Origin of the sequence: Pseudoruminococcus massiliensis, assembly GCF_900291955.1 — a bacterium.
GTDB lineage: Bacteria > Bacillota > Clostridia > Oscillospirales > Acutalibacteraceae > Pseudoruminococcus > Pseudoruminococcus massiliensis.
Map to the genome: position 1 here is coordinate 126,145 of NZ_OLMR01000005.1, position 20,492 is coordinate 146,636.

At 33.3% G+C, this 20,492-nt stretch carries 22 protein-coding genes; 18 read left to right on the top strand and 4 right to left on the bottom strand.

Going from position 1 to position 20,492, the window contains the following annotated elements; genetic code table 11:
• Window positions 1-128 precede the first annotated feature (128 nt).
• From C9914_RS08070 to C9914_RS08130, 13 genes are all read left to right on the top strand, one after another.
• Window positions 129-1,262, top strand: coding sequence for an HAD family hydrolase (locus C9914_RS08070; RefSeq protein WP_106764676.1), 1,134 nt, complete (start codon window positions 129-131; stop codon window positions 1,260-1,262).
• 284 nt (window positions 1,263-1,546) lie between these two features.
• On the top strand, window positions 1,547-1,909 hold the full coding sequence (locus C9914_RS08075) for a CidA/LrgA family protein (protein ID WP_106764643.1): 363 nt from the start codon (window positions 1,547-1,549) through the stop codon (window positions 1,907-1,909).
• Window positions 1,906-2,601 (top strand): LrgB family protein, encoded by a 696-nt coding sequence (locus tag C9914_RS08080; RefSeq protein ID WP_106764645.1) that lies wholly within the window; start codon window positions 1,906-1,908, stop codon window positions 2,599-2,601. The genes C9914_RS08075 and C9914_RS08080 overlap by 4 nt, the downstream gene beginning before the upstream one ends.
• 14 nt (window positions 2,602-2,615) lie before the next feature.
• Window positions 2,616-3,290 carry a FadR/GntR family transcriptional regulator gene (locus C9914_RS08085; protein WP_158707378.1) on the top strand — a complete coding sequence of 225 codons (675 nt, stop codon included), beginning with the start codon at window positions 2,616-2,618 and terminating at the stop codon, window positions 3,288-3,290.
• Between the two features lie 6 nt (window positions 3,291-3,296).
• The gene (locus C9914_RS08090; protein WP_106764648.1) at window positions 3,297-3,938 is read left to right on the top strand and encodes an HAD family hydrolase; all 642 of its coding nucleotides are present in this window, start codon (window positions 3,297-3,299) and stop codon (window positions 3,936-3,938) included.
• A 259-nt stretch (window positions 3,939-4,197) separates the two neighbouring features.
• Entirely contained in the window at window positions 4,198-4,983 is a 786-nt protein-coding gene (locus C9914_RS08095; protein WP_106764650.1) for a LytR/AlgR family response regulator transcription factor, read from the top strand.
• Between the two features lie 259 nt (window positions 4,984-5,242).
• Window positions 5,243-6,304 (top strand): sensor histidine kinase, encoded by a 1,062-nt coding sequence (locus C9914_RS08100; RefSeq protein WP_158707379.1) that lies wholly within the window; start codon window positions 5,243-5,245, stop codon window positions 6,302-6,304.
• Between the two features lie 359 nt (window positions 6,305-6,663).
• Window positions 6,664-8,028, top strand: a complete 1,365-nt coding sequence (locus C9914_RS08105; RefSeq protein ID WP_106764654.1) for a carboxyl transferase domain-containing protein — start codon at window positions 6,664-6,666, stop codon at window positions 8,026-8,028.
• 45 nt (window positions 8,029-8,073) lie between these two features.
• Window positions 8,074-8,433, top strand: coding sequence for a biotin/lipoyl-containing protein (locus C9914_RS08110; protein ID WP_106764656.1), 360 nt, complete (start codon window positions 8,074-8,076; stop codon window positions 8,431-8,433).
• A 16-nt stretch (window positions 8,434-8,449) separates the two neighbouring features.
• Window positions 8,450-9,853, top strand: coding sequence for an oxaloacetate decarboxylase subunit alpha (locus tag C9914_RS08115; RefSeq protein ID WP_022264232.1), 1,404 nt, complete (start codon window positions 8,450-8,452; stop codon window positions 9,851-9,853).
• A 66-nt stretch (window positions 9,854-9,919) separates the two neighbouring features.
• Window positions 9,920-10,870 (top strand): D-2-hydroxyacid dehydrogenase, encoded by a 951-nt coding sequence (locus tag C9914_RS08120; RefSeq protein ID WP_242972086.1) that lies wholly within the window; start codon window positions 9,920-9,922, stop codon window positions 10,868-10,870.
• 15 nt (window positions 10,871-10,885) lie between these two features.
• Window positions 10,886-11,164: a hypothetical protein gene (locus C9914_RS08125; protein ID WP_022264230.1), complete on the top strand. Its 279-nt coding sequence runs from the start codon at window positions 10,886-10,888 to the stop codon at window positions 11,162-11,164.
• A 19-nt stretch (window positions 11,165-11,183) separates the two neighbouring features.
• Window positions 11,184-12,131 carry an L-lactate dehydrogenase gene (locus C9914_RS08130; protein WP_106764657.1) on the top strand — a complete coding sequence of 316 codons (948 nt, stop codon included), beginning with the start codon at window positions 11,184-11,186 and terminating at the stop codon, window positions 12,129-12,131.
• A gap of 702 nt (window positions 12,132-12,833) precedes the next feature.
• Here the strand turns inward: C9914_RS08130 and C9914_RS08135 are convergent.
• Window positions 12,834-15,440 (bottom strand): YhgE/Pip domain-containing protein, encoded by a 2,607-nt coding sequence (locus tag C9914_RS08135; RefSeq protein WP_106764659.1) that lies wholly within the window; start codon window positions 15,438-15,440, stop codon window positions 12,834-12,836.
• Entirely contained in the window at window positions 15,437-15,784 is a 348-nt protein-coding gene (locus C9914_RS08140; protein ID WP_022264227.1) for a hypothetical protein, read from the bottom strand. Before C9914_RS08140 ends, C9914_RS08135 begins: the two co-directional genes overlap by 4 nt.
• 247 nt (window positions 15,785-16,031) lie before the next feature.
• On the opposite strand from C9914_RS08140, the gene C9914_RS08145 reads away from it, so the two are divergent.
• Window positions 16,032-16,985, top strand: a complete 954-nt coding sequence (locus C9914_RS08145) for an efflux RND transporter periplasmic adaptor subunit (protein WP_022264226.1) — start codon at window positions 16,032-16,034, stop codon at window positions 16,983-16,985.
• Between the two features lie 4 nt (window positions 16,986-16,989).
• Complete coding sequence (locus C9914_RS08150) at window positions 16,990-18,183, top strand: ABC transporter permease (protein ID WP_106764660.1); 1,194 nt, start codon at window positions 16,990-16,992, stop codon at window positions 18,181-18,183.
• Between the two features lie 313 nt (window positions 18,184-18,496).
• Here the strand turns inward: C9914_RS08150 and C9914_RS11665 are convergent, their stop codons facing one another.
• Window positions 18,497-18,919 (bottom strand): hypothetical protein, encoded by a 423-nt coding sequence (locus C9914_RS11665; RefSeq protein WP_207654840.1) that lies wholly within the window; start codon window positions 18,917-18,919, stop codon window positions 18,497-18,499.
• On the opposite strand from C9914_RS11665, the gene C9914_RS08160 reads away from it, so the two are divergent.
• From C9914_RS08160 to C9914_RS08170, 3 genes are read left to right on the top strand one after another with little or no spacing between them, the layout of a single operon-like run.
• The gene (locus tag C9914_RS08160; protein WP_106764662.1) at window positions 18,894-19,481 is read left to right on the top strand and encodes a polymorphic toxin type 50 domain-containing protein; all 588 of its coding nucleotides are present in this window, start codon (window positions 18,894-18,896) and stop codon (window positions 19,479-19,481) included. The genes C9914_RS11665 and C9914_RS08160 overlap by 26 nt on opposite strands.
• A 4-nt stretch (window positions 19,482-19,485) precedes the next feature.
• Window positions 19,486-19,698: a hypothetical protein gene (locus tag C9914_RS08165; RefSeq protein WP_106764663.1), complete on the top strand. Its 213-nt coding sequence runs from the start codon at window positions 19,486-19,488 to the stop codon at window positions 19,696-19,698.
• A 26-nt stretch (window positions 19,699-19,724) separates the two neighbouring features.
• On the top strand, window positions 19,725-19,958 hold the full coding sequence (locus C9914_RS08170; protein WP_106764665.1) for a hypothetical protein: 234 nt from the start codon (window positions 19,725-19,727) through the stop codon (window positions 19,956-19,958).
• A 394-nt stretch (window positions 19,959-20,352) separates the two neighbouring features.
• On the opposite strand, the gene C9914_RS08175 is transcribed toward C9914_RS08170, so the two are convergent.
• Window positions 20,353-20,492, bottom strand: a 140-nt coding sequence (locus tag C9914_RS08175; RefSeq protein WP_158707287.1) for an IS3 family transposase, incomplete at its 5' end; no start/stop codon positions are given.

Below are 20,492 nucleotides of genomic sequence, written 5' to 3' on the forward strand. Positions count from 1 at the left end.
GTAAGATAGAAATAATATTTATAAAATATCTTTACAGATTATAGTCAAGTGGTGTATAATACTGTATATTTAACTTTATCAAAAGGATTTTATATATGATTTATAAGAATAAAAGAAAGGTTGATTGTATGAAAAGTGAAGATAAACCGATTTTGGCTATTTGTTATGATTTTGATAAGACACTATCTCCAGATGATATGCAGGCACAGGGATATATTCAGTCTATTGATTATGAGGTGGCAGATTTTTGGAAAGAATCAAATGAATTGGCTGCTAAGAACGATATGGACCAGAATTTGGCATATATGTATATGATGCTTAGGTCTTCTGAAGGAAAAGTTCTTTTTACAAAAGATACATTGCGTAAAGATGGTGCGAAAGTAAAATTATTTCCGGGTGTAAATACTTGGTTTGATAGAATAAATCAGTATGGCGAAGAAAAGGGAGTTATAGTTGAACATTATATTATTTCGTCTGGATTAAAAGAGATGATAGAGGGAACTGAAGTTGCTGATAAATTTAAAAAGATATATGCAAGTTCTTTCTATTTTAATGAAAAAGGTGTTGCAACTTGGCCTGCACAGGTTGTCAATTATACAAATAAAACACAATTTCTATTTAGAATTAAAAAAGGTGTTTTAGATATTAACGACCAAAATATTAATGCGTATTTTGAACCAAACGAATATAGAGTACCTTTTAGAAATATTGTTTATATCGGAGATAGCGATACAGATATTCCATGTATGAAATTGGTCAATACCAATGGTGGTCATTCAATAGGTGTATATAATTCAGAAACTAAAGATAAATCAAAAGTATTCAGAATGTTAGAGGAAAATAGAATAAAATATTTTGCTCCAGCAGATTATACAGAAGATTCTAAGTTAGAAAAATTATTAAAACAAATTATTGACCGTACTGCATCAAATGAAATATTAGAAAACTTTCATTTTGAGTGCATTAATGAAAAAAATAAGGAAACTAAGAACAAGGGTGAACAAGAACTACAGAAAGATGATTTGATTAATCGACTTGAAGATAGTACAAGCTTTGCAAATACTCATACAATTATAGCTGAAATGAATGATGTGAAATCTTGGTCTGATGAACAAAAGAAAAAACTAATAAAAATTGCACTAAAAAATAGTCAAGTTAAATATATCTTAAAGGATAAAGATATAAAACAATTTTATAAAGCATTATGTAATGGACTTGATGAAGAAGAAATAAGTGAAATAATGAAAAAGATGAAAGATTAATAGAGGTCTGATATGGAAAATTTTTAAAAGCTTTTTTTAAATGAATTTAATATGATAAAACTATATATGCTATTTTTAGTAATATTTTTTGATGTAAAAATTGAATTGCACAGGCTTGTTTTAATGGTCTGTGCAATATTTTTATGTCTATTTTGTAAAAGTAGCTTATATAAATCAACCTATAAAGGTGATTATATATAAAATAGAGAAATTATTTTATCTGCATTGACAAGAACTTTATTTGAGTATAGACTAATTGGTAGTACCAATTTAGGAGGAGAATAATGAAATATTTAAAGCAATTTGGGATAATTATTATAATTTCTTTTATAGGCGAATTTATGAATATGTTCATACCTTTGCCTATTCCTGCAAGCATATGGGGACTTGTACTTATGTTTCTATGCTTAAAGCTTCATATTATTAAGCCAGAAGATGTCAGAGAAACTGCAAAGTTACTTATAGAAATTATGCCAATTATGTTTATTCCAGCAGCGGTTGGTTTGGTTGAATCGTGGGGTTCTATACAATCAAATCTATTAGCTTATGCTGTAATAACTGTTATATCTACAATAATTGTTATGGCAGTTTCGGGTATTGTAACACAGGTCATTATAAAAATGGACAGAAAGAAGAAAAAAGTATGAATGACTATTTTCAGGATTCAGTATTTTTTGGTGCGGCAGTAAGCTTAATTGCTTATGGTTTGGGAGTTGTGCTGAATAGAAAAACAAAGCTTGCTATTTTAAATCCGCTTTTAATCTCGATTGTTGCAACTATTCTTGTTATTACTTTAGGTCATATAGATTATGATACTTATAATTATGGTGCAAAATATCTTAGCTATCTGTTGACACCTGCGACAGTTTGCCTTGCTGTTCCGCTTTATGAAAAGCTTGAACTATTGAAGGAAAATATCAAAGCAGTTATTGCTGGAATCGGTACAGGAGTAATTACATCATTGCTTAGTGTAGCTGTTATGGCAGTTTTCTTCCAGCTTAGCCACGAGGAATATGTAACCTTCTTGCCTAAATCTATTACAACAGCCATTGGTATGGGTATTTCTGATGAATTGGGCGGCTATGTTAATCTTACAGTTGCGGTTATTATTGTAACTGGTATTATTGGTAACATTATGGGTAAATTTGTATGCAAGGTTTTTCATATTACAGAGCCTATCGCAGTGGGAATTGCATTCGGAACATCATCGCACGCAATGGGTACATCAAAAGCTATGGAAATAGGTGAAGTTGAGGGTGCTATGAGCAGTCTTTCAATTGTTGTATCAGGTATTCTTACTGTAATAGGAGCATCTATATTTTCTATGTTTCTAAAATAAATGAGGTGAAACGCTTGGCTGAACAAAATCACGAATATGAGAAAGTAATTGATTATATTCGCAATCAAATAGAAGCTGAAAATCTTACTATAAATTCTAAGCTTCCTACTGAAAGAGCAATAGCGGAGGAACTTTCTATAAGCCGAAATTCTACAAGAGAGGCTTTGCGTATTTTAGAACATATGGGGATACTTAAAAGTATTCACGGCTCTGGAAATTATCTGACAGATAATATTTCTATGCAGATGTCTGAAATGTTGCGGTATATGATACTGCTTAAAAGTATTTCTAAGCTTGATATATGCCATTTCCGTAGAGATATGGAAAAAGCTGTTTGTCGAGTAATAATGAAATCTGAAATCAGTGAAGATGAGCTTAATAAAATATCAGATATACTTAATTCTGAATCTGATAAATATGATGAGGTTGAGCGGGATAGGCTTTTTCATTATTCGCTGATATATGCTACAAACAATAAGCTTTGGATATGCTTTATGGAAGCTATTATGGATATTTATAGAGAATGGATAGATGAGGTTCTTTCTAACGCAGATAGTGATACTAAAAAGCTTTTAAAAGAAGTACATAATAGCATATTTTCGTCTATCAAGGAAAGAGATATGGCTAAATGCGAAGCTTCAATAGACAAGCATTATGACATAATTGAAAGAGAACTTTTTATGAGGTGATTTACTATGAAATATAAGGTTTATATTTTTGATATGGACGGTACAATTCTTAATACACTTGAGGACCTTGCAAACGCATTGAACTATTCATTGGGAACAAATAACTATCCTGAAAGAACCATAGATGAAGTAAGAAGATTTTTAGGAAACGGCATATATAAGCTTGTAGAGAGAGGCGTACCTACTGGCACTGAAAAGGCAGATATAGACAAGGTTTTCAAGACATTTAAAGAATATTATTCTGTTCATTGCGAGGATAAGACAAAGCCTTATGAAAATATAATTGAAATTATCAAGAAATTGAGAGTGGAAAATTGTCATATAGCGGTTGTTTCAAATAAGGCTGATTATGCTGTGCAAAAGCTTTGTGAGAGATATTTTCCGAATTTGATAGATATAGCAGTTGGTGAGCGTGAAAATGTAAGAAAAAAGCCTGCTCCTGATTCTGTATTAGAGGTTTTGAAAAAGCTTAATGCAGATAAATCAACAGCAGTTTATATTGGAGATTCTGAGGTTGATATTCAGACAGCCAAAAATGCTGATATGGATTCGATTATTGTAACTTGGGGCTTTCGTGAAAAGGCTTATTTACTTGAAAATGGTGCAAAGCTTACAATAGATAAACCGATAGATATATTAAATATTTAAAGCATAATATTGATTTAAGATTAGAACTGACAGTATGTAAAATTACTGTCAGTTTTTTGCTGTTAAGTGTACAACTTTATGTTTGTGTTTATGTTGATGTATATATCAACAAGGTTTTGATTTTAAAAAAATAAAATTATATTTTGCAGCTTAATAAACTGAAACAGACAGAAAAAATTAAATAATTTAAGAAAATCTCGGTTGAGTGAAAGCTTAATCGAGAGTTTATCTAAAAATGTAATTTTTAGGTTGATTTTTTATGGTTTTAAATATATACTTTAATATAAGTGATTATGTTTTCTATATTTTATGGGTAGATGGTGGGGCAAGTATGGATATTGCCATAATAGATGATGAGCAAGTTTTTTTGGAAATTTTTAAATCAGATGTAATTAAAATATGTAATGATAATGATATTGAGTGCTATATTGATACTTTTAATAGCGCAAGAAATATTATGGAAATATATAAAAATTATCATCTGATATTTTTGGATATAGATATGCCGGGAACAGATGGGATAACTGCTCTCAGGGAGATAAATAAAATCTATAATCCAAAGGAATTTCCTTATATTGCATTTGTTACAAGCAAAGAGAATCTTATTTATGAAGCTTTGAAAGAATTTCCTTATACATTTATAAGAAAAAAAGATATTAATGGGCTTCTTGAGAATTGTATCTGCAATATTTATGAAAAAACAAATCCTAAAAAACAAAAATATACGATAAAATGCGGAAGAAATTTGGTTAATGTATTTATAAAAGATATTATATATATTGACAAAATTAAGAATTATGTTTGGTTTCATACAGTAAACGGTACCTATAAAGAACGAGCTACCATAGAAGAAAAATTTGCGGATTTAATGTCTCAAAATTTTGTAAGAACACATATAGGTTGCCTTGTCAATTTGGATTATATCTTTGAAGTAACACCAAATTCTGTGTTGTTAGATAACGGAGAAAGCGTAGTTTTATCAAGAAAATATTATAATGAAGTAAATAACAGATATTATGAAAGTTTGGTGGTTGATGATGATTGATGCAATAGTAGAAATAAGTGTAAATGTATTTCAATCCTTTATGTATATAGGATTTTTATTTTTACTATTTAATAAAGGAAAGAAGACTAAGAAAGATTATATAGGATTTTTCTCTTTTGTAGCTATACTATTTATTGCACTTACATATTTTTCTTTTAATCCAATACATTTTACTAATTTAGACGAAATCATATATACATGTATACAAATCGTATATGCAGTATTTCTGCTAAAAGGGAATATATTTGCAAGAATAATTATGCCAGTTATATCTCAAATGATAAATACTGTAATAAGCTATGGCTTTGCTTTCACTATAAGTTGCTTTACACCTGAAACAGTTGGAAGCCTTGTGCTAAAAGCATCTATATATAGATATTTATGTATGGGATTAATAACTTTAACTAATATCTTAGTACTTTTAATTATTTTAAGGTTTAACAAGACGGAATTTAAATTTAAGAAATGGACAGATATTGTATCATTTTTAGTTATTCCGGTTATGTCAGTATTGATTATATATTCATGTGTATATATATCTATTTTAACAGAATTGAATCCAGAAATAGTTGGGCTTTTAACATTTATTTGTTTAAGTATGACAGCTATTGCGGTTATAACATGGTTCATGATGACAAAAATAAGCAAAAGCAACGAGATTAAAACAAAGCTTTTGCTTACAGAACAAAGGGAACAGCTTTATAAAGAAGATATTTTACATACTAATGAACAGATAGAAAATATGTCAAAAACAAAGCACGATATGAAAAATAATATATTATGTTTAAGTAGATTGATTGCTGATAGTAAGTATGAGGAAGCAGAAGAATTTTGCAATTCTATATCAGAAAACCTTGAGGCAATTTATACACCAATATCTACAAATGACCCTCTGCTTAATGCAATTATAAATGTTGAGCGTGACAAGGCTTTAAATAGTAAAATTGATTTTAGGGTGAGTATAAATGAACAGGTTGTCAGTGATATAAAAAGTAATGATATAGTTTCAATAGTCGGTAATATGTGTGATAATGCAATAGAATATTTGAGAAAACAACCTGAAAATAAACGAAAAATGACGCTTGATATATCATATAAAAAAAGTTATATTGTAATTACTTGTAAAAATAAAATATCTGAATCTATACTTTCGCTGAATCCAGATTTAGCTACAACTAAAAAAGATAAAGTAAGCCATGGTAAGGGAATGGGTATTATTTCAGATTGTGTTAAAAAATATAATGGCGACATAAGATATTATGAGAAAGATAATTATTTATATGTATCTGCTATAATTCATAGCAATAGAATTTCGAATTAAAAATACATTAATTTTGTATAAAATTTGTGGAGATTAAAGCCGATTGAAACCAAATAAATCTCCAACTCGACTTTAATTTGACCTCTTCACACTAACCTTTTGTACCAACGGCGTATTTCATTACAACGATTACCGAACAGGCAAACAAAATTTATTCTTATTTTTACTCGTAAGGCAATCAATAAAAATGTAATAATTGTCTATATTCAGGGCCTTATTGGTTTGAATTTAAAAAATAAACAAATATTCAATAATATCCAGTGGCTTTTTTTGGATTCTCACTTGATATTTTAAGAAAATTACTTTATAATATGTAATATGTAAAATTTGTTTAACTACAAATGAATGGAGGAAAAGGGATGGGTATCGAAAATAAAAATGATGTCCTTTCTAAAGCAGTAAGTGAAGTAGAAGCATCTAAGGGCTATATGCGTTTGCAGAAGCTTTTTGATGATGCAACTTTCACACAGGTTGATGCTTTTGCAAAATCAGAGGGCGGTTATGCTGAAGCCGTTGCAGGCTATGGTTATATTAATGGCACAGGAGTTTATGCCATTGCACAAAATAGCGATTTAAGTGGCGGTGCAATGTCACAGGCTCAGGCGGCTAAAATAAAAAAGGTCTATGACCTTGCACAAAAAACAGGTGTACCTGTTATTACAATTTATGATTCAATCGGCGGAAGACTTACCGAAGGTTCACAGCTTTTGACAGCTTATGGAGAAATTCTCAAAATGTCAAGTGCACTTTCTGGGGTTATTCCTCAGATTTCTGTTGTACTTGGTCCTTGTCTTGGAACACAGGCACTTATTGCGGCTTGTGGTGATGTAGTCATTGCAGCAAAGGGTGCAGAGTTTTCACTTGATGTAAATACAGGTTCAACAGCTGAAAAGGCTTTTGAAAATGGCACAGCACATCTTCTTGCAGAAGATGAAGAAGATGCTATTGCGATTGCTCGTGATGTTGCATCAATGCTTCCTGCAAATAATATAGAAACAGCTGCTGGCTTTGAGTTTGCAGATGCTTCTGAAAATGTTGCAGATAATACTCCTGCTAATGACATTCCTGAGCTTGTTGCTGATGACGGAAGTTATCTTGAACTTTCAGCAGCGTATGGTGATGATGCTGTCACAGCACTTGCAACACTTACAGGAATTACAGTAGGTTTTGTTTCTGCTGGTACAAAGATTCTCGGTGGAGATGCTTGCAAGAAGATTGCTCGTTTCGTTCGTTTCTGTGATGCATTCTCAATTCCAGTTATCACATTTGTAGATTCAGAGAAATTCTGTTGCCTCAAATCGGCTGCAAGAGTTTCAAGTGCATATGCTGAGGCTACAACTGCAAAGATTTCAGTTATCACAGGTGAAGCTTATGGTGCTCTTTATGTAGCACTTGCAGGAACAGGCTCTAATGCAGATATTACATTCGCATATCCGAATGCGTCGGTTTCCCCACTTAATCCATATGCATCTGCTGTTATTATGCTTGGTGATGAGATTGGCAAGGAGCTTAAAGGTTCTGCTAATCCACAGGCTGATAAGGAAGCACTTGTTGCTAAGTTCAAAGCAGAAAACTGCTCTGTATTCGAGGCTGCTGCAAATGGCTATGTTGAAGATGTTATCACACCATCAGCAACAAGAGCAAAGCTTGCGTCTGCACTTGATATGCTTATTGGCAAGAGAGTACAAAGACTTCCAAAGAAGCACAATAACTTGTTTATCTAATGAATTTTTGAATATACTTCGATTTTCGAAAGGACGATTTATAATATGAAGAATCTTAAAATTACCGTAAACGGCGTAGCATATGATGTTCAGGTTGAAGAAGTTGGCGGTTCAGCATCAGCTCCAGTAGCAGCACCAGCAGCACCTGTAGCGACCGCACCAAAGGCAGCACCAGCAGCTGCTCCTACAAGCGGTGAGCCACTTAATTGCCCAATGCCTGGAACAATTATTTCTGTTAATGTTTCTGTTGGACAGCAGGTTAAGCTTGGTGATGTAGTTGTTGTTCTTGAAGCTATGAAGATGGAAAATGAAATCAAGGCTCCAAAGGATGGCAAAATTACTTCTGTTAATGTAAATAAGGGTGATGCAGTTGAGTCAGGTACTCTTCTTGTAACAATCGGCTAATTGGAGGTCATAAAGAATGGCTAAGAAAAAAATACTTGTAACAGAAACAGCTCTTCGTGACGCACATCAGTCGCTCATAGCAACTCGTATGCCAATAGAAGATATGCTTCCGATACTTGATAAAATGGATAAAATAGGTTATCATTCAATCGAATGTTGGGGCGGTGCGACATTTGATGCCTGCTTGCGTTTCTTGAATGAAGACCCATGGGAGAGATTGAGAATTCTCCGCAAGAATCTTCCTAATACAAAGCTTCAGATGCTTTTCCGTGGACAGAATATGCTCGGCTATCGTCACTATGCTGATGATGTTCTTGAATATTTTGTACAGCGTACAGTTGCTAACGGTATTGATATTATAAGAATTTTTGATGCACTTAACGATATTAAAAATCTTCAGGTTGCTATTAAAGCTGCAAAGAAAGAAGGAGCACACGCACAGGTTGCTATTTCCTACACAACAGGTCCAGTATTCACACATGAATATTATGTAGAATACGCTAAAAGAATTGCTGATGCAGGTGCAGATTCTATCTGTATCAAGGATATGGCTGCTCTCCTTACACCATCTGAAACTTATTCACTTGTTAAGGAAATCAAGAAAGCTGTTGACCTCCCAATTCAGCTTCATACACACTATACATCAGGACTTGCTTCAATGTGCTTACTCAAGGGTATCGAAGCAGGCGTAGATATAATCGACACAGCGATTTCTCCATTGGCTCTTGGAACATCACACGCTCCAACAGAATCTATGGTAGCGGCTCTTGCAAATACAGATTATGACACAGGTCTTGACCTTGTTGCACTTTCTGAGGTTCGTGAATACTTTATGACACTTAGAAAGAAGTATATCGACAGCGGACTTCTCGACCCATCTATGCTTGCAACAGATGTTAAGGCACTTATCTATCAGGTTCCAGGCGGTATGCTTTCAAACCTCCTCTCACAGCTCAAGCAGGCAGGCAAGGCTGACCAGCTTACAGCAGTTCTTGAGGAAGTACCTCGTGTTCGTAAGGACGCAGGTTATCCACCGCTTGTTACACCTACATCACAGATTGTCGGTACACAGGCAGTATTCAATGTCATTATGGGTGAAAGATACAAGATGTGCAACGACCAGTTCAAGGGACTTGTTGCTGGTAAATACGGTACAACTCCAGTGCCGATTGACCCTGAGTTCAGAAAGAAGATTATAGGCGATGAGCCTGCAATCGACTGTCGCCCTGCTGATTTACTTGAGCCTGAGCTTGATAAGCTTCGTGCAGAGATTCCTGAGTGGATTGAGCAAGAGGAAGATGTTCTTTCTTATGCACAGTTCCCGAAGGTTGCTCTCGATTTCTTCAAAAAGCGTAGAGATAAGAAAATTGGCATTGACTCTAAAAATGCAGACTTGGAAAATAAAATCCACGCTGTCTAATTAGCAATATTAAGAAACGGTGCCAAATGGTGCCGTTTTTTGCATATTTATAGGGGAGATGATGCCTTGAATATAGTAGTTATGGATTATAAAACTGTTACAAGTGGAGATGTTTCGCTCAAGGCTTTTGAAGATTTCGGAAAAGTAACCTATCTTCCGTTGACGTCACCTAAGAATGTGGCAGAGGCAATAAAAGATGCTGATGTTGTGCTTTGTAATAAAACACCAATGACAGCAGAAAATATGTCAGGTGCAAAAAATCTTAAATTCATAGGACTTTTTGCGACAGGCTATAATAATATAGACCTCGACTATACCAATACTCACGGAATAACCGTCTGCAATGCAGGAAGCTATTCAACAAGTGCGGTTGTACAACATACTTTCGCACTTCTGCTTGAAATGACTAATCGTGTTGCTAAATATAATGAATTTACTCATAAAAATGGTTGGTGTGAAAGCGAAACCTTTTCGCCATTTATTTATGATATAATGGAACTTTCTGGAAAGACTATGGGTATAGTCGGCTATGGCAGTATTGGTAAAGCGGTTGCAAATGTGGCTCGTACCTTTGGAATGAATGTTATCGTAAACACAAGAACAGTTCGAGAGGACGGTATTACAAAATTTGTTTCGTTTGATGAACTTCTTGAAAAAAGCGATATAATTTCTCTGCATTGTCCGCTGAATAAGCAATCTGAAAAGCTTTTTAACGCAGAAACCTTTGCGAAAATGAAGCAGGGAGCATATTTTATAAATACAGCTCGTGGCGGAATAGTTGATGAAGTGGCTCTTACAGATTCGCTAAAAAGCGGTCATCTCGGCGGAGCAGCTGTTGATACAATAGCTGTTGAACCAATGAGAAATGATTGTCCGTTGAAAGATGCTCCTAACTTGTTGATAACACCTCATGTTGCTTGGGCTCCTAAGGAAACAAGAGAACGCCTTGTCGGTATTGTCTATAACAATCTTAAAAACTTTATAGACGGAAAGCCTACAAATGTAGTTACAGCTTGATTCGGTGAGAAGCCTATGGATAAAACACAGAGCGAGCTTAACAGGCTTTTATATGATGCAAGGCACAATACTGAGCTTAGAGATAAGCTTTTGGCAACAAGAAATGCCAAAGACCCTATGAACGAATTTTGCAAGGTTTCGCAAGATTTAGGTTATAATATAACTATTGGTGGTTTATTCGCGCTTGGTCAGGATATGAATGACAGCAAGTTAAGAAGTGTGAACGGAGGCGGAGTCGATGGTATTGATGGCTGGGACGATGCCTACGAAACCTTCTTTTACTCATTAAAATAAATATTGAGGAGGAATTTTCATGAAAAAAGAGGCAAAAAAAGTTGCTATTGTAGGAACAGGTATGGTTGGTATGAGCTATGCTTATGCAATGCTTAACCAGAATGGCTGTGACGAAATGGTCCTTATCGACATCAACAAGGAGAGAACTATCGGTGAGGCTATGGACCTTAACCACGGTCTTGCTTTTGCACCATCAGCTATGAAGATTTATGCTGGAGAATACAGCGATTGCAACGATGCTGACATCGTTGTTATCTGTGCGGGTGTTGCACAAAAACCAGGCGAATCAAGACTTGACTTGCTTAACAGAAATGTTGCAGTCTTTAAGACAATCGTTGAACCAATCGTTGCAGTAGGTTTTCACGGAATTTTTCTTGTTGCAACTAACCCTGTTGATATTATGACTTATGTAACCCGTAAGCTTTCAGGATTCCCTGCAAAGAGAGTTATCGGAAGTGGTACTACTCTTGATACTGCAAGACTTCGTTTTCTAATTGGCGATTACTTCGATGTCAACCCAAGAAATGTTCACGCATATGTAATTGGTGAGCATGGCGATAGTGAGTTTGTTCCTTGGTCGCAGGCATTGATTTCTACAAAGCCTGTTGTAGATGTAGTAAAGCAAAATCGTAATTTCTCTATGAATGAACTTCTGAAGATTCAAGAGGAAGTTCGTACATCTGCTCAGGTTATTATTGAGGCAAAGAAAGCAACTTATTACGGAATTGGTATGGCTTTGACAAGAATTACTAAGGCGATTTTCCAAGATGAGAATAGTATTCTTACAGTTTCTTCTATGCTTATTGGTGAATTTGGAGAACAAGATGTTACTATTGGTGTTCCTGCTATTGTTAATAGAGATGGTATCAAGGATATTCTTGAGCTTAACCTCAACGAGGACGAAATCGCTAAATTTAAAAATTCTTGTGAAACACTTAGAGAATTCTATGGTCAGTTGAATTTGTAATATGCTGACAGCTTTTATTAAATTGTTTTAGCAAGCTTTAACTGGCAACGACCTTATGCCTTACACACTTTTAGCGACTTATTCACTGCAAATATAGTTTAAAGCTTTGCTATTTACGCAGCAACACAAAATGTGTGCTTTATAATTTAATTATAGTATAATTTTCTGATTATGTCAAGAATAAAACACAATTTGTGTAAATTCGATATTGCTATGAAATGTACGAGCTTTTAATATGAAGTTCGTACATTTTGTTTTTGTGGTAAATAATAATTTATATTATACCTAAAAAATCAAGTATATATTGTGTTCAAAATCATTCTTTTGTTTAAAAAGATTATAATTAGCACATAAATTATATTGAAAATCATTCTGTATTTGACTGTGTAAACTATTATAAAGATTGTTCATCTTATAAATTTCTATTAAAATACCAAAAGGTGCACCAACAAATACATCTAACAATAGTACAACAGAAGGTTCTGGCTATAATATTGGAACAGTACTTTAAGTCATAAAATAATAAAAATTAAACTCTTTATATAATCTAAAAGTTTAGAAAAAAGTGTAGCAGAAAATTGTAACACCACATATAAATATTAGACTTTTAGTCTGTTGCTTTTTGTGGCTTATTTTATATTTTGACAAAAAACAACCTCCATTTTAGGATTATTCCTAATAATGGAGGTTGTTATTATCTGATTATAAAATTAAGTCTGTTTCTTCAAGGCGTTTATTAAAGAACCTCATTGCTCTCATACAAGGCTTACGGAAGAGGATTCCTATTATCAATGCTAAAGGTATGAAGCAAAGGAGATATAGTATGTTTTCCCAGTAAGCACTGTATGTAACACCTGCTATTGTTTCTCTTACAGCATTAATAGCATAGTTAAATGGCATAAATCTGATTAGATTCTGGAAGAAATTAGGTAAAAGCTCTGGTGGGAATGTACCGCCTGAACCTGCAACCTGAACAATCAATATAATAACTGCTATTGCCTTTCCTATAACACTGAACGAAATTGTCAATGAGTAAATAAGAAGTGAAAAAACAATGATAATTATCCAGGTTGTAAGAATGAAGAGAAAGAGGTTTTCGCACTGAATTTTTAGGAAGAATACATCACCAAGAGCTGTGATAGTAGCCTGAAGCAATGATATTACCATAAATATCAAATATCTTCCAAAGTACTCCTGATAAGGTTTGACCTTGCCAACAGTTTTTATATCACTTTTGCTGAGTTCAGTTTTAAGAACCGCAACAAGGACGATACCACCGACCCACAAAGCAAGAACTGTATAGAACGGTGCCATTGCTGAACCATAATCAGATACTGGAAATATCTTTTCAGTGTTTATCTTAACAGGACTTGAGATAAAGTCACTTACTGCCTTTGGGTCACCAAAAACAGTACCTATAAGATTTTCAATAGTTGAATTTTCTTTTAAATTCTGAATTTTTTTCTTAATGGTATCAATATTATTGATTCCCTTATCAATTAACTTTTCTACATCATTAAATGTACTACTTACAGAAGTAACTATTTTTTGTGCGGAATTTAATGCCTCCTCAATATCATCAGTGACAGTAGAAGATGTGAGAACATCTGAAACCTTATCGAGTGCATCACCTGATTTATTGATGACCTTTTCTATTGATTTTTTTGCAGGAGTTAAATAATTACTCTTAAAGTTAGCAATAGAATTCTTTGTAGAATCTGCCAATGCTTTAATTTCACTGCCAAAGTCGGCTGGAAGTACATTTGAATTTTTTAATGTAGATGCCACTGAATTAAGCTTCGTAATTATCTGGTTTTGAGTTTTATTCATATCTGTTAAAAATTCAACAACATCAGAAATCTTAATATCAGCTTTAATATTAGAAATAAGTTTATTTATTTCTGTCTTTATCTGAGTAATGGAATTTTGAGTTTCTTTAATGATAGCATCAATATCGCTTTTTAAGTCTTTAGGCAAAGAACCTGTTTCTTTGATTTTTTGAGTTGCATCATTTATTTTAGAAATAATAGCACTTTGTTTTGTATTGAGTGAATTAAGCTTTGCAATTGCATCAGATGTATCTATCCCAAACTTTTCAGACAAAGTATTTAAAGCAGAGATAAGTTCGTTATTAGCGGCAATTATGCTTTGATTGATAATTTTTATCTCGTTAAGCTTATCTGCTGTGGTAGATGTATCTTTTTCAATAGTGTCAAATATAGTATCGAGCTTTTGGCTTAAAGAGTCTATAAGAGAAGAAATCTTCGCTGTGGAAGTTTCAATAGTATTAACTAAGCTTGTGATACCGCTTGAGCCTGTATTATCGAGGCTATTAAGAATATTAATAATATCATTATTTATCTCAATAATCTTATTGCAAATATCAGTAAGATTCTGAAGGTCGTCAGCAATATCTTTAGAACCATTATTTACTTTAGTAATAACTGTATTAAGCTGATTGCTGAATGATGAAGTAAGCGAATCAAGAGAAGCAATGCTGCTTTCAAGAGTTGAAGAAAGTCCAGTTGATGCAGACTTAATTGCCGTACTTGCATCTTTAATAGAGTTTACAAATTCATTTGTATCTTTAAGCTTATCTTTAAGTTTTGGAAGTGAATCCTTATTTGACTTAATTAAGGAATTTACTGAATCCATACTTCCAGAAATTACATCTATTGTAGATTTCAATGAATCAAGAGATATTTTTCCGTCATCAAGAGTGGAAATAATATTATCACAAATCTTATCTTTGTTTTCTGATATTTCGTCAGAAGATGTATTAAGCACTGTTGCGGCAATATTTGTAATTTCAGCAACAAAGCTTGAGTTTACCTCTGTTTGAATAGCCTGAATACCTTTATCGGTGATTTTAGGTGCAATAGCGTTTTTCTTTTCATTAACAAGGTATGTAATTTCAGGTCTTTTAAGCTCACCAGAGGCTATACTTACAAGATTTTCGCTGAAATTTTCAGAAATAATTACTACTGCATAATAATCGCCATCAATTATACCTTGGTCGGCAGTATCTTTGTCTACAAATTCCCAACCCATTTGAGTATTTTTTTTAAGATTATCAACTATATTGTCACCAAATGATGTCTTTAGAGGTCCAATCTTACAACCTTTATCGAGATTGACAACTGCAACTTGGATATTTCCTGAGTTATCATACGGATTCCAGTTAGATGCAATATTAAACCACGCATATAAAGCAGGAAGAACACTAAGTCCAATAACCACTATAAAGGCAATTACACTTCTGAAAATCTTTTTAAGGTCATGCTTAAAAATAGAAAAAATTTTTTTCATTCGCTTTCGTCCTCACTTTCGTCATCTTTTTCTTCTGGCTCATTCTCATCTTCATATCCAAGATATACACGCAGCCTATATATTCTATATTCATTGTGTATAAGATAGGCAACTACGAAGATAATTGTAATAATCCAAAGTACCAGAAAGAATAGTTTTGATTCAAGACTGAACATAAGCGCCAGAAATACAATAGCGGATACAGCTATAAATATAATTCCTATTCGATTGACTTTCTCACGCTTTTCTTTCATTTCCATATATTCGTATTTTACACGAAGATATGTATTGTGTTCGATGTCACGCTCGCTTAACAAGGGATTATATTTATCTTCTTCAATCATAATAACAAACCTCCCTTTATTTATAAGAAATTTTAGAAAAGTAAAAAGAAGCTTTTCTAAGATGGAATAATATTATACCTTATTTAGCTGTTTTTTTCAATCTACAATATAAGTCGTTTGTAGAAAATCGGGAGTTCTTGTACAGATTTTACTAATATCAGTTACTACAATGCGTTGATTAAAGAGTATAAATTTGCATAAACTATGCTTAGCTAAATAAAAAAGCTGTTTATATGGGGGAATTTCTGTGAGGATTAAAAAATATATTACTTTATTGTTTATAACAGCGTTAATTATAATAACAATATTTGCAGTTGGTAATTTCGCAAAAACAACAATTCCGGTTGTTAATATTTTTAATGTAATCAAAAGTAAATCTGATGAAATAGTGCAATCAACGGGTAAGGTCGGCTATATAAATCAAAAAAATGTAAAAGCGAATTATGATTGTGTAGTTACGGATATTTTTATAAAAGAAAATGACAATGTAAAAAAGAACGATGAGATATTAAAAGTGGCTGTTGTAGAATTGCCCTCTAATATAGATATGGGTAATATATCTAAAATAATAGATAAGTATAAAAATTATGATATTAGCCAAGCAGAATATAAAACGATAGTTGCTCCTGAGAGCGGAACAGTAACTTCTTTTAAAATTCAAAAGGGTGATATTATCACAAAGGGGACTGGACTTTTTACTATAACAGATAAATCAGGATTATCAGTTAAGCTTAATATAAACGAAAACCAAATCTCTAAAATACAAGAAGGTCAGAGCGTTACTATAACAGGAAATGCTTTTGATAAAAAAAGCTATACAGGAAAAGTCATTTCAATAGCTGATGAAGCGGAAGAAACTGCTACCGATATTGGGCGTGAAACTACTATTGAAGTAGATGTAAAGGTTGAAAATCCCGATGAAGAAATCAAACGAGGATATACCGCAAAGTGTGCAATAATTATTGCATCTGATGATTCTTCAATAATAGTTCCTTACGAATCGCTTGGAAGTGACAATAAAGGAGATTATGTTTATAAATTTCAGAATAGGAGAGCGGAAAAGCAATATGTAATTATAGAATGTGAGCTTACTGATGGTGCAAAGATAAAAAGTGGACTTAAAGATGGAGATAGAATTATAAAAAATATTTCTGAGCTTTCTGATAGTGAAGCTCAAGCTATTCATATTGAAGGTGAATAAGTATATGAATGAAGTTTTTTGCTGTGTTATGAGAGGTTTAATAAGAAAAAAGGGGCGAAGCTTACTGACGATAATAGGTATTGCTATTGGTGTTACAGCAGTTATCATAATAAGCAATATCTCACAATGTGGAGCCGTGGCCGTAAGTTCAGAGCTTGATAGTCTTGGAGTAGGTGGACTTTCTGTAAGTCTTGATAATACAAATGCTGATTCTGATGCAGTATTATCTGATAATGAATTGAATATTATAAAAAACTCATCATATGTAGAAAAAGCTATGCCTTTGATTTTTCAGACCGCAACTGTTAATTCTCGTGGAGAAAATACGCAGGCACTTCTATGGGGAATTGACCAAAACGCTAAAGAAGTTATATCTCTTAAATTAATGTATGGACGATTTATAAACAAAGGAGATATTGCTACTAATGCAAGAGTTTGTCTTGTAGATGAAAGCTTTGCTAAAGAAAATTTTGGTTATAGTAATATAGTTGGCAGAAAAATTACAGCTTTGTGCTCTGGCAATTATGAAAATTTTGAAGTTATAGGGGTGATAAAAACTGGTAGCGGACTTTTACAAAATATGATGGGAAACTATATTCCTACATTTATGTATCTTTCATATACCACTATGCAAGAATTATATGATATGAGTGATTTTCACCGTATAGCAGTAAAGATAAGTGATGGTGCTGAACCAGATATAGTTGGTGAAAAGCTTGTAAAAGCTCTTTCTACAGAAACGGGTTTTCAGAATAGTTATATAGTTGAAAGTATGGCTAAACAAAAAGAAGGTCTATCTCAGCTTATGAATATTGTTACTATGATTTTATCGGCAGTTGGAGGGGTTTCTTTATTTGTGGCAAGTCTTAGTATTATGAATGTTATGCTTGTATCAGTTGGAGAAAAAAAGCGTGAAATAGGTATTAAAAAAGCCATAGGAGCATGCAGAGGAGATATTCTTAAGGAATTTTTAATAGAGGCTTTTATACTTACAATGTCAGGTAGTATTCTTGGTGTAATTTTAGGCATTGTAATATCCTTTATTGGAGCATTTATGCTTGGGATATCCATTATTATTAGATATGATATTATTGCATTTACAGTCATATTCGCTCTATTTACAGGTATAGTTTTTGGTATATATCCAGCGAATAAAGCTTCTAAATTAAAGCCAGTAGATGCACTTAGAGGCGAATAGACTTTATAAAGATTTATTATACAAATATGTAAGTGAAAAATATCAAATCCCATAATCTACATTATCAACAACAATTATAATGCGTATTATGGGATTTTTTTCTATAAAAGCTGTATTTAAATCTTCCGAAAGATTGCTTTTCTGTGCTATTGCAAGGACATGGAAACCTTTTATCATTCAGCTTATCTATGTTTCAAAATCTGACTGCGAATTTCCTCTGTCAACGGCTCAATATCTCCACCATATTCGGCAAAGGTACATATAGATAGCATTTCTTCAACAGCACCTTTTGTTACCAATTAAAGGAGAAATGTTAAGTATTGTAAATTCTTCTGTACCGAATATTTCCCTCGGCGTCATCAAAGTGTGTGATTGAGTACGGACCGTTGGGATATTTCGAGCAATAAAGACTTCGGCGAGAGAGCAAACTTGTAAGTTCCGTTATGGCAATACCGTAAAGCTGCTTATGGAAAATATGGTCGATACGCTCTTGCAAATCGGGTAGTTTGTCCTCAAGACCTACAAGCAATCGCTTTGCAATTTCACGCAAAAAAACGCCTGTTTTGAGCAGAACATCAAGGCGAAAATCTCGTCTTTTCAGCTTTGTACCGAGCATTAAACTCCATTCGGGAAAAACGATAGGAACATCGGTATCTTGCTGATTTTCGTCATATGAAGCTCTGCAAAGACAGCGACAACTTGAAACAAGAATGAGAGCAGAACGGCAGAAAATCAAGCTATTGCAGGACGGTGAAGCTGATGAAACAGATATAATGCTTGCAAGGGCAAAGTATAGAGGTACTTCTCAAGAATATACAAGCTTTTCAAAAGCTATGGATTTGCCACAGCAAAGGCAGAGAGTGGCTATTGACGGTTTAGAAAATATTGGGGTTGGAAAATGGAAGATACCTATTGATAAAGTTGTTAGAAGTGGTATAATAAGGGATAAAAGAATAGTTGAAGGAATTGAAAACGGAGAAATTACTAAGCTTTTAAATTCTGAAAAACAAAAACCTCATATCTTAGGTTCAGATATGTACGACCCAGCTAAACATAAAAGTTATTTTATAATATCAGAGGAAGAACTGCAATCAATTATTAATAAGTATTATGGTACTGGCGAGGTGACCATTAACGCTAATGGTATTGCAAATGCTAAAGAGTATATAACTGTTGATAAAATTATTGGTCGTGTAGTATCTTCTAATGGCGAAGATTTAGGAGAAACTGACCGCTTCAGAATTCATTATTCTAAAAGCAGAACACACGCTGTACCAGCAATCTCAAAAAGAAGGTGAAATTATGCTTAATATTTTTAATTATTGGAATAAAAAAATAAGTGTTTTAACGACTACTGGTAAAAAATTTATTGGCGATGTTGAGGATATTATTCCAGCCGATGAGAATGATTCAAATATAAATAGTATTGTTATTCGTTCTACTGATTCTAAGTTTTTGGGTAAACTTGTTGAATTTCCTGAAAACGAGATTGATACCATCACAATCATAAATTAAACCGCTCCTTGAGGGCGGTTTGTTTAATGGAGAATGTTATGGATATAATCGAATTTCATAGTAAAATGAAACAGCATTGTGAAAGTCTGAATGGGAACTGCTCACAATGCTGTTTCTTAGAATACTGCTATTCTCAAAAAAGAGACATTTATAATGATTTTTTGAGCGATGTTATATTTAGCCTTTCAAAGAATGGGGATAGCAATAAGGACATTTCCGCTCAGGTGATTCATAACCATCACAATGTTTTTCGTTCTTAAGTGAACATTGTGCATAAATCAATTCATCATTTTTATTTACCTCCTATAATATATTTCGGACATCAGCCGATAAGTAGATTATAGTGTGAAGTATCAATATGTTCAATAACCGTTTTTAAAGTTAAAATGCTTTAAAGGCGGTTTTTCTATGCCCAAAAGTAGGTGATTTATTTGTTTGAATTTTATTTAGGCTTAAAGATAACAGGAATGATTATATCAGCTTTATTATTGCTTGTTTTAGCAGTAATCGGATTAATACAGCATTTTAAGCACTAACGAAAGCAGGTGAAATAATGGACTTCCGAGAATTTATAGAAGAAAGATTCATAAAAAGAAACTAAGCACTCTGAAAATGGACCATAGTCAATAAAGTAGACAAGTAAAAGAGCAAATTTTACAAAAAATTCATTTCTGCCTGATCAGGAGAGAGGCCGTTATTGTGAGAATGAGGTCTGAAAGAATTGTAGAAACCGTTGATATACTGAAAAATGCTCAGTTTCAGTTCATCAAAGGAAGAGTAAGTTCTGCGGTTGG

Excerpts from the sequence above, each read along its gene's own strand:
- C9914_RS08090 (WP_106764648.1), top strand. The coding sequence starts at position 3,297 with ATGAAATATAAGGTTTATATTTTTGATATGGACGGTACAATTCTTAAT.
- C9914_RS08160 (WP_106764662.1), top strand. The coding sequence starts at position 18,894 with ATGAGAGCAGAACGGCAGAAAATCAAGCTATTGCAGGACGGTGAAGCT.
- C9914_RS08070 (WP_106764676.1), top strand. The coding sequence starts at position 129 with ATGAAAAGTGAAGATAAACCGATTTTGGCTATTTGTTATGATTTTGAT.
- C9914_RS08095 (WP_106764650.1), top strand. The coding sequence starts at position 4,198 with ATGGTTTTAAATATATACTTTAATATAAGTGATTATGTTTTCTATATT.
- C9914_RS08130 (WP_106764657.1), top strand. The coding sequence starts at position 11,184 with ATGAAAAAAGAGGCAAAAAAAGTTGCTATTGTAGGAACAGGTATGGTT.
- C9914_RS08100 (WP_158707379.1), top strand. The coding sequence starts at position 5,243 with ATGCCAGTTATATCTCAAATGATAAATACTGTAATAAGCTATGGCTTT.
- C9914_RS08125 (WP_022264230.1), top strand. The coding sequence starts at position 10,886 with ATGGATAAAACACAGAGCGAGCTTAACAGGCTTTTATATGATGCAAGG.
- C9914_RS08140 (WP_022264227.1), bottom strand. The coding sequence starts at position 15,784 with ATGATTGAAGAAGATAAATATAATCCCTTGTTAAGCGAGCGTGACATC.
- C9914_RS08165 (WP_106764663.1), top strand. The coding sequence starts at position 19,486 with ATGCTTAATATTTTTAATTATTGGAATAAAAAAATAAGTGTTTTAACG.
- C9914_RS08150 (WP_106764660.1), top strand. The coding sequence starts at position 16,990 with ATGAATGAAGTTTTTTGCTGTGTTATGAGAGGTTTAATAAGAAAAAAG.
- C9914_RS08135 (WP_106764659.1), bottom strand. The coding sequence starts at position 15,440 with ATGAAAAAAATTTTTTCTATTTTTAAGCATGACCTTAAAAAGATTTTC.
- C9914_RS08105 (WP_106764654.1), top strand. The coding sequence starts at position 6,664 with ATGGGTATCGAAAATAAAAATGATGTCCTTTCTAAAGCAGTAAGTGAA.
- C9914_RS08115 (WP_022264232.1), top strand. The coding sequence starts at position 8,450 with ATGGCTAAGAAAAAAATACTTGTAACAGAAACAGCTCTTCGTGACGCA.
- C9914_RS08110 (WP_106764656.1), top strand. The coding sequence starts at position 8,074 with ATGAAGAATCTTAAAATTACCGTAAACGGCGTAGCATATGATGTTCAG.
- C9914_RS08170 (WP_106764665.1), top strand. The coding sequence starts at position 19,725 with ATGGAGAATGTTATGGATATAATCGAATTTCATAGTAAAATGAAACAG.
- C9914_RS08075 (WP_106764643.1), top strand. The coding sequence starts at position 1,547 with ATGAAATATTTAAAGCAATTTGGGATAATTATTATAATTTCTTTTATA.
- C9914_RS08080 (WP_106764645.1), top strand. The coding sequence starts at position 1,906 with ATGAATGACTATTTTCAGGATTCAGTATTTTTTGGTGCGGCAGTAAGC.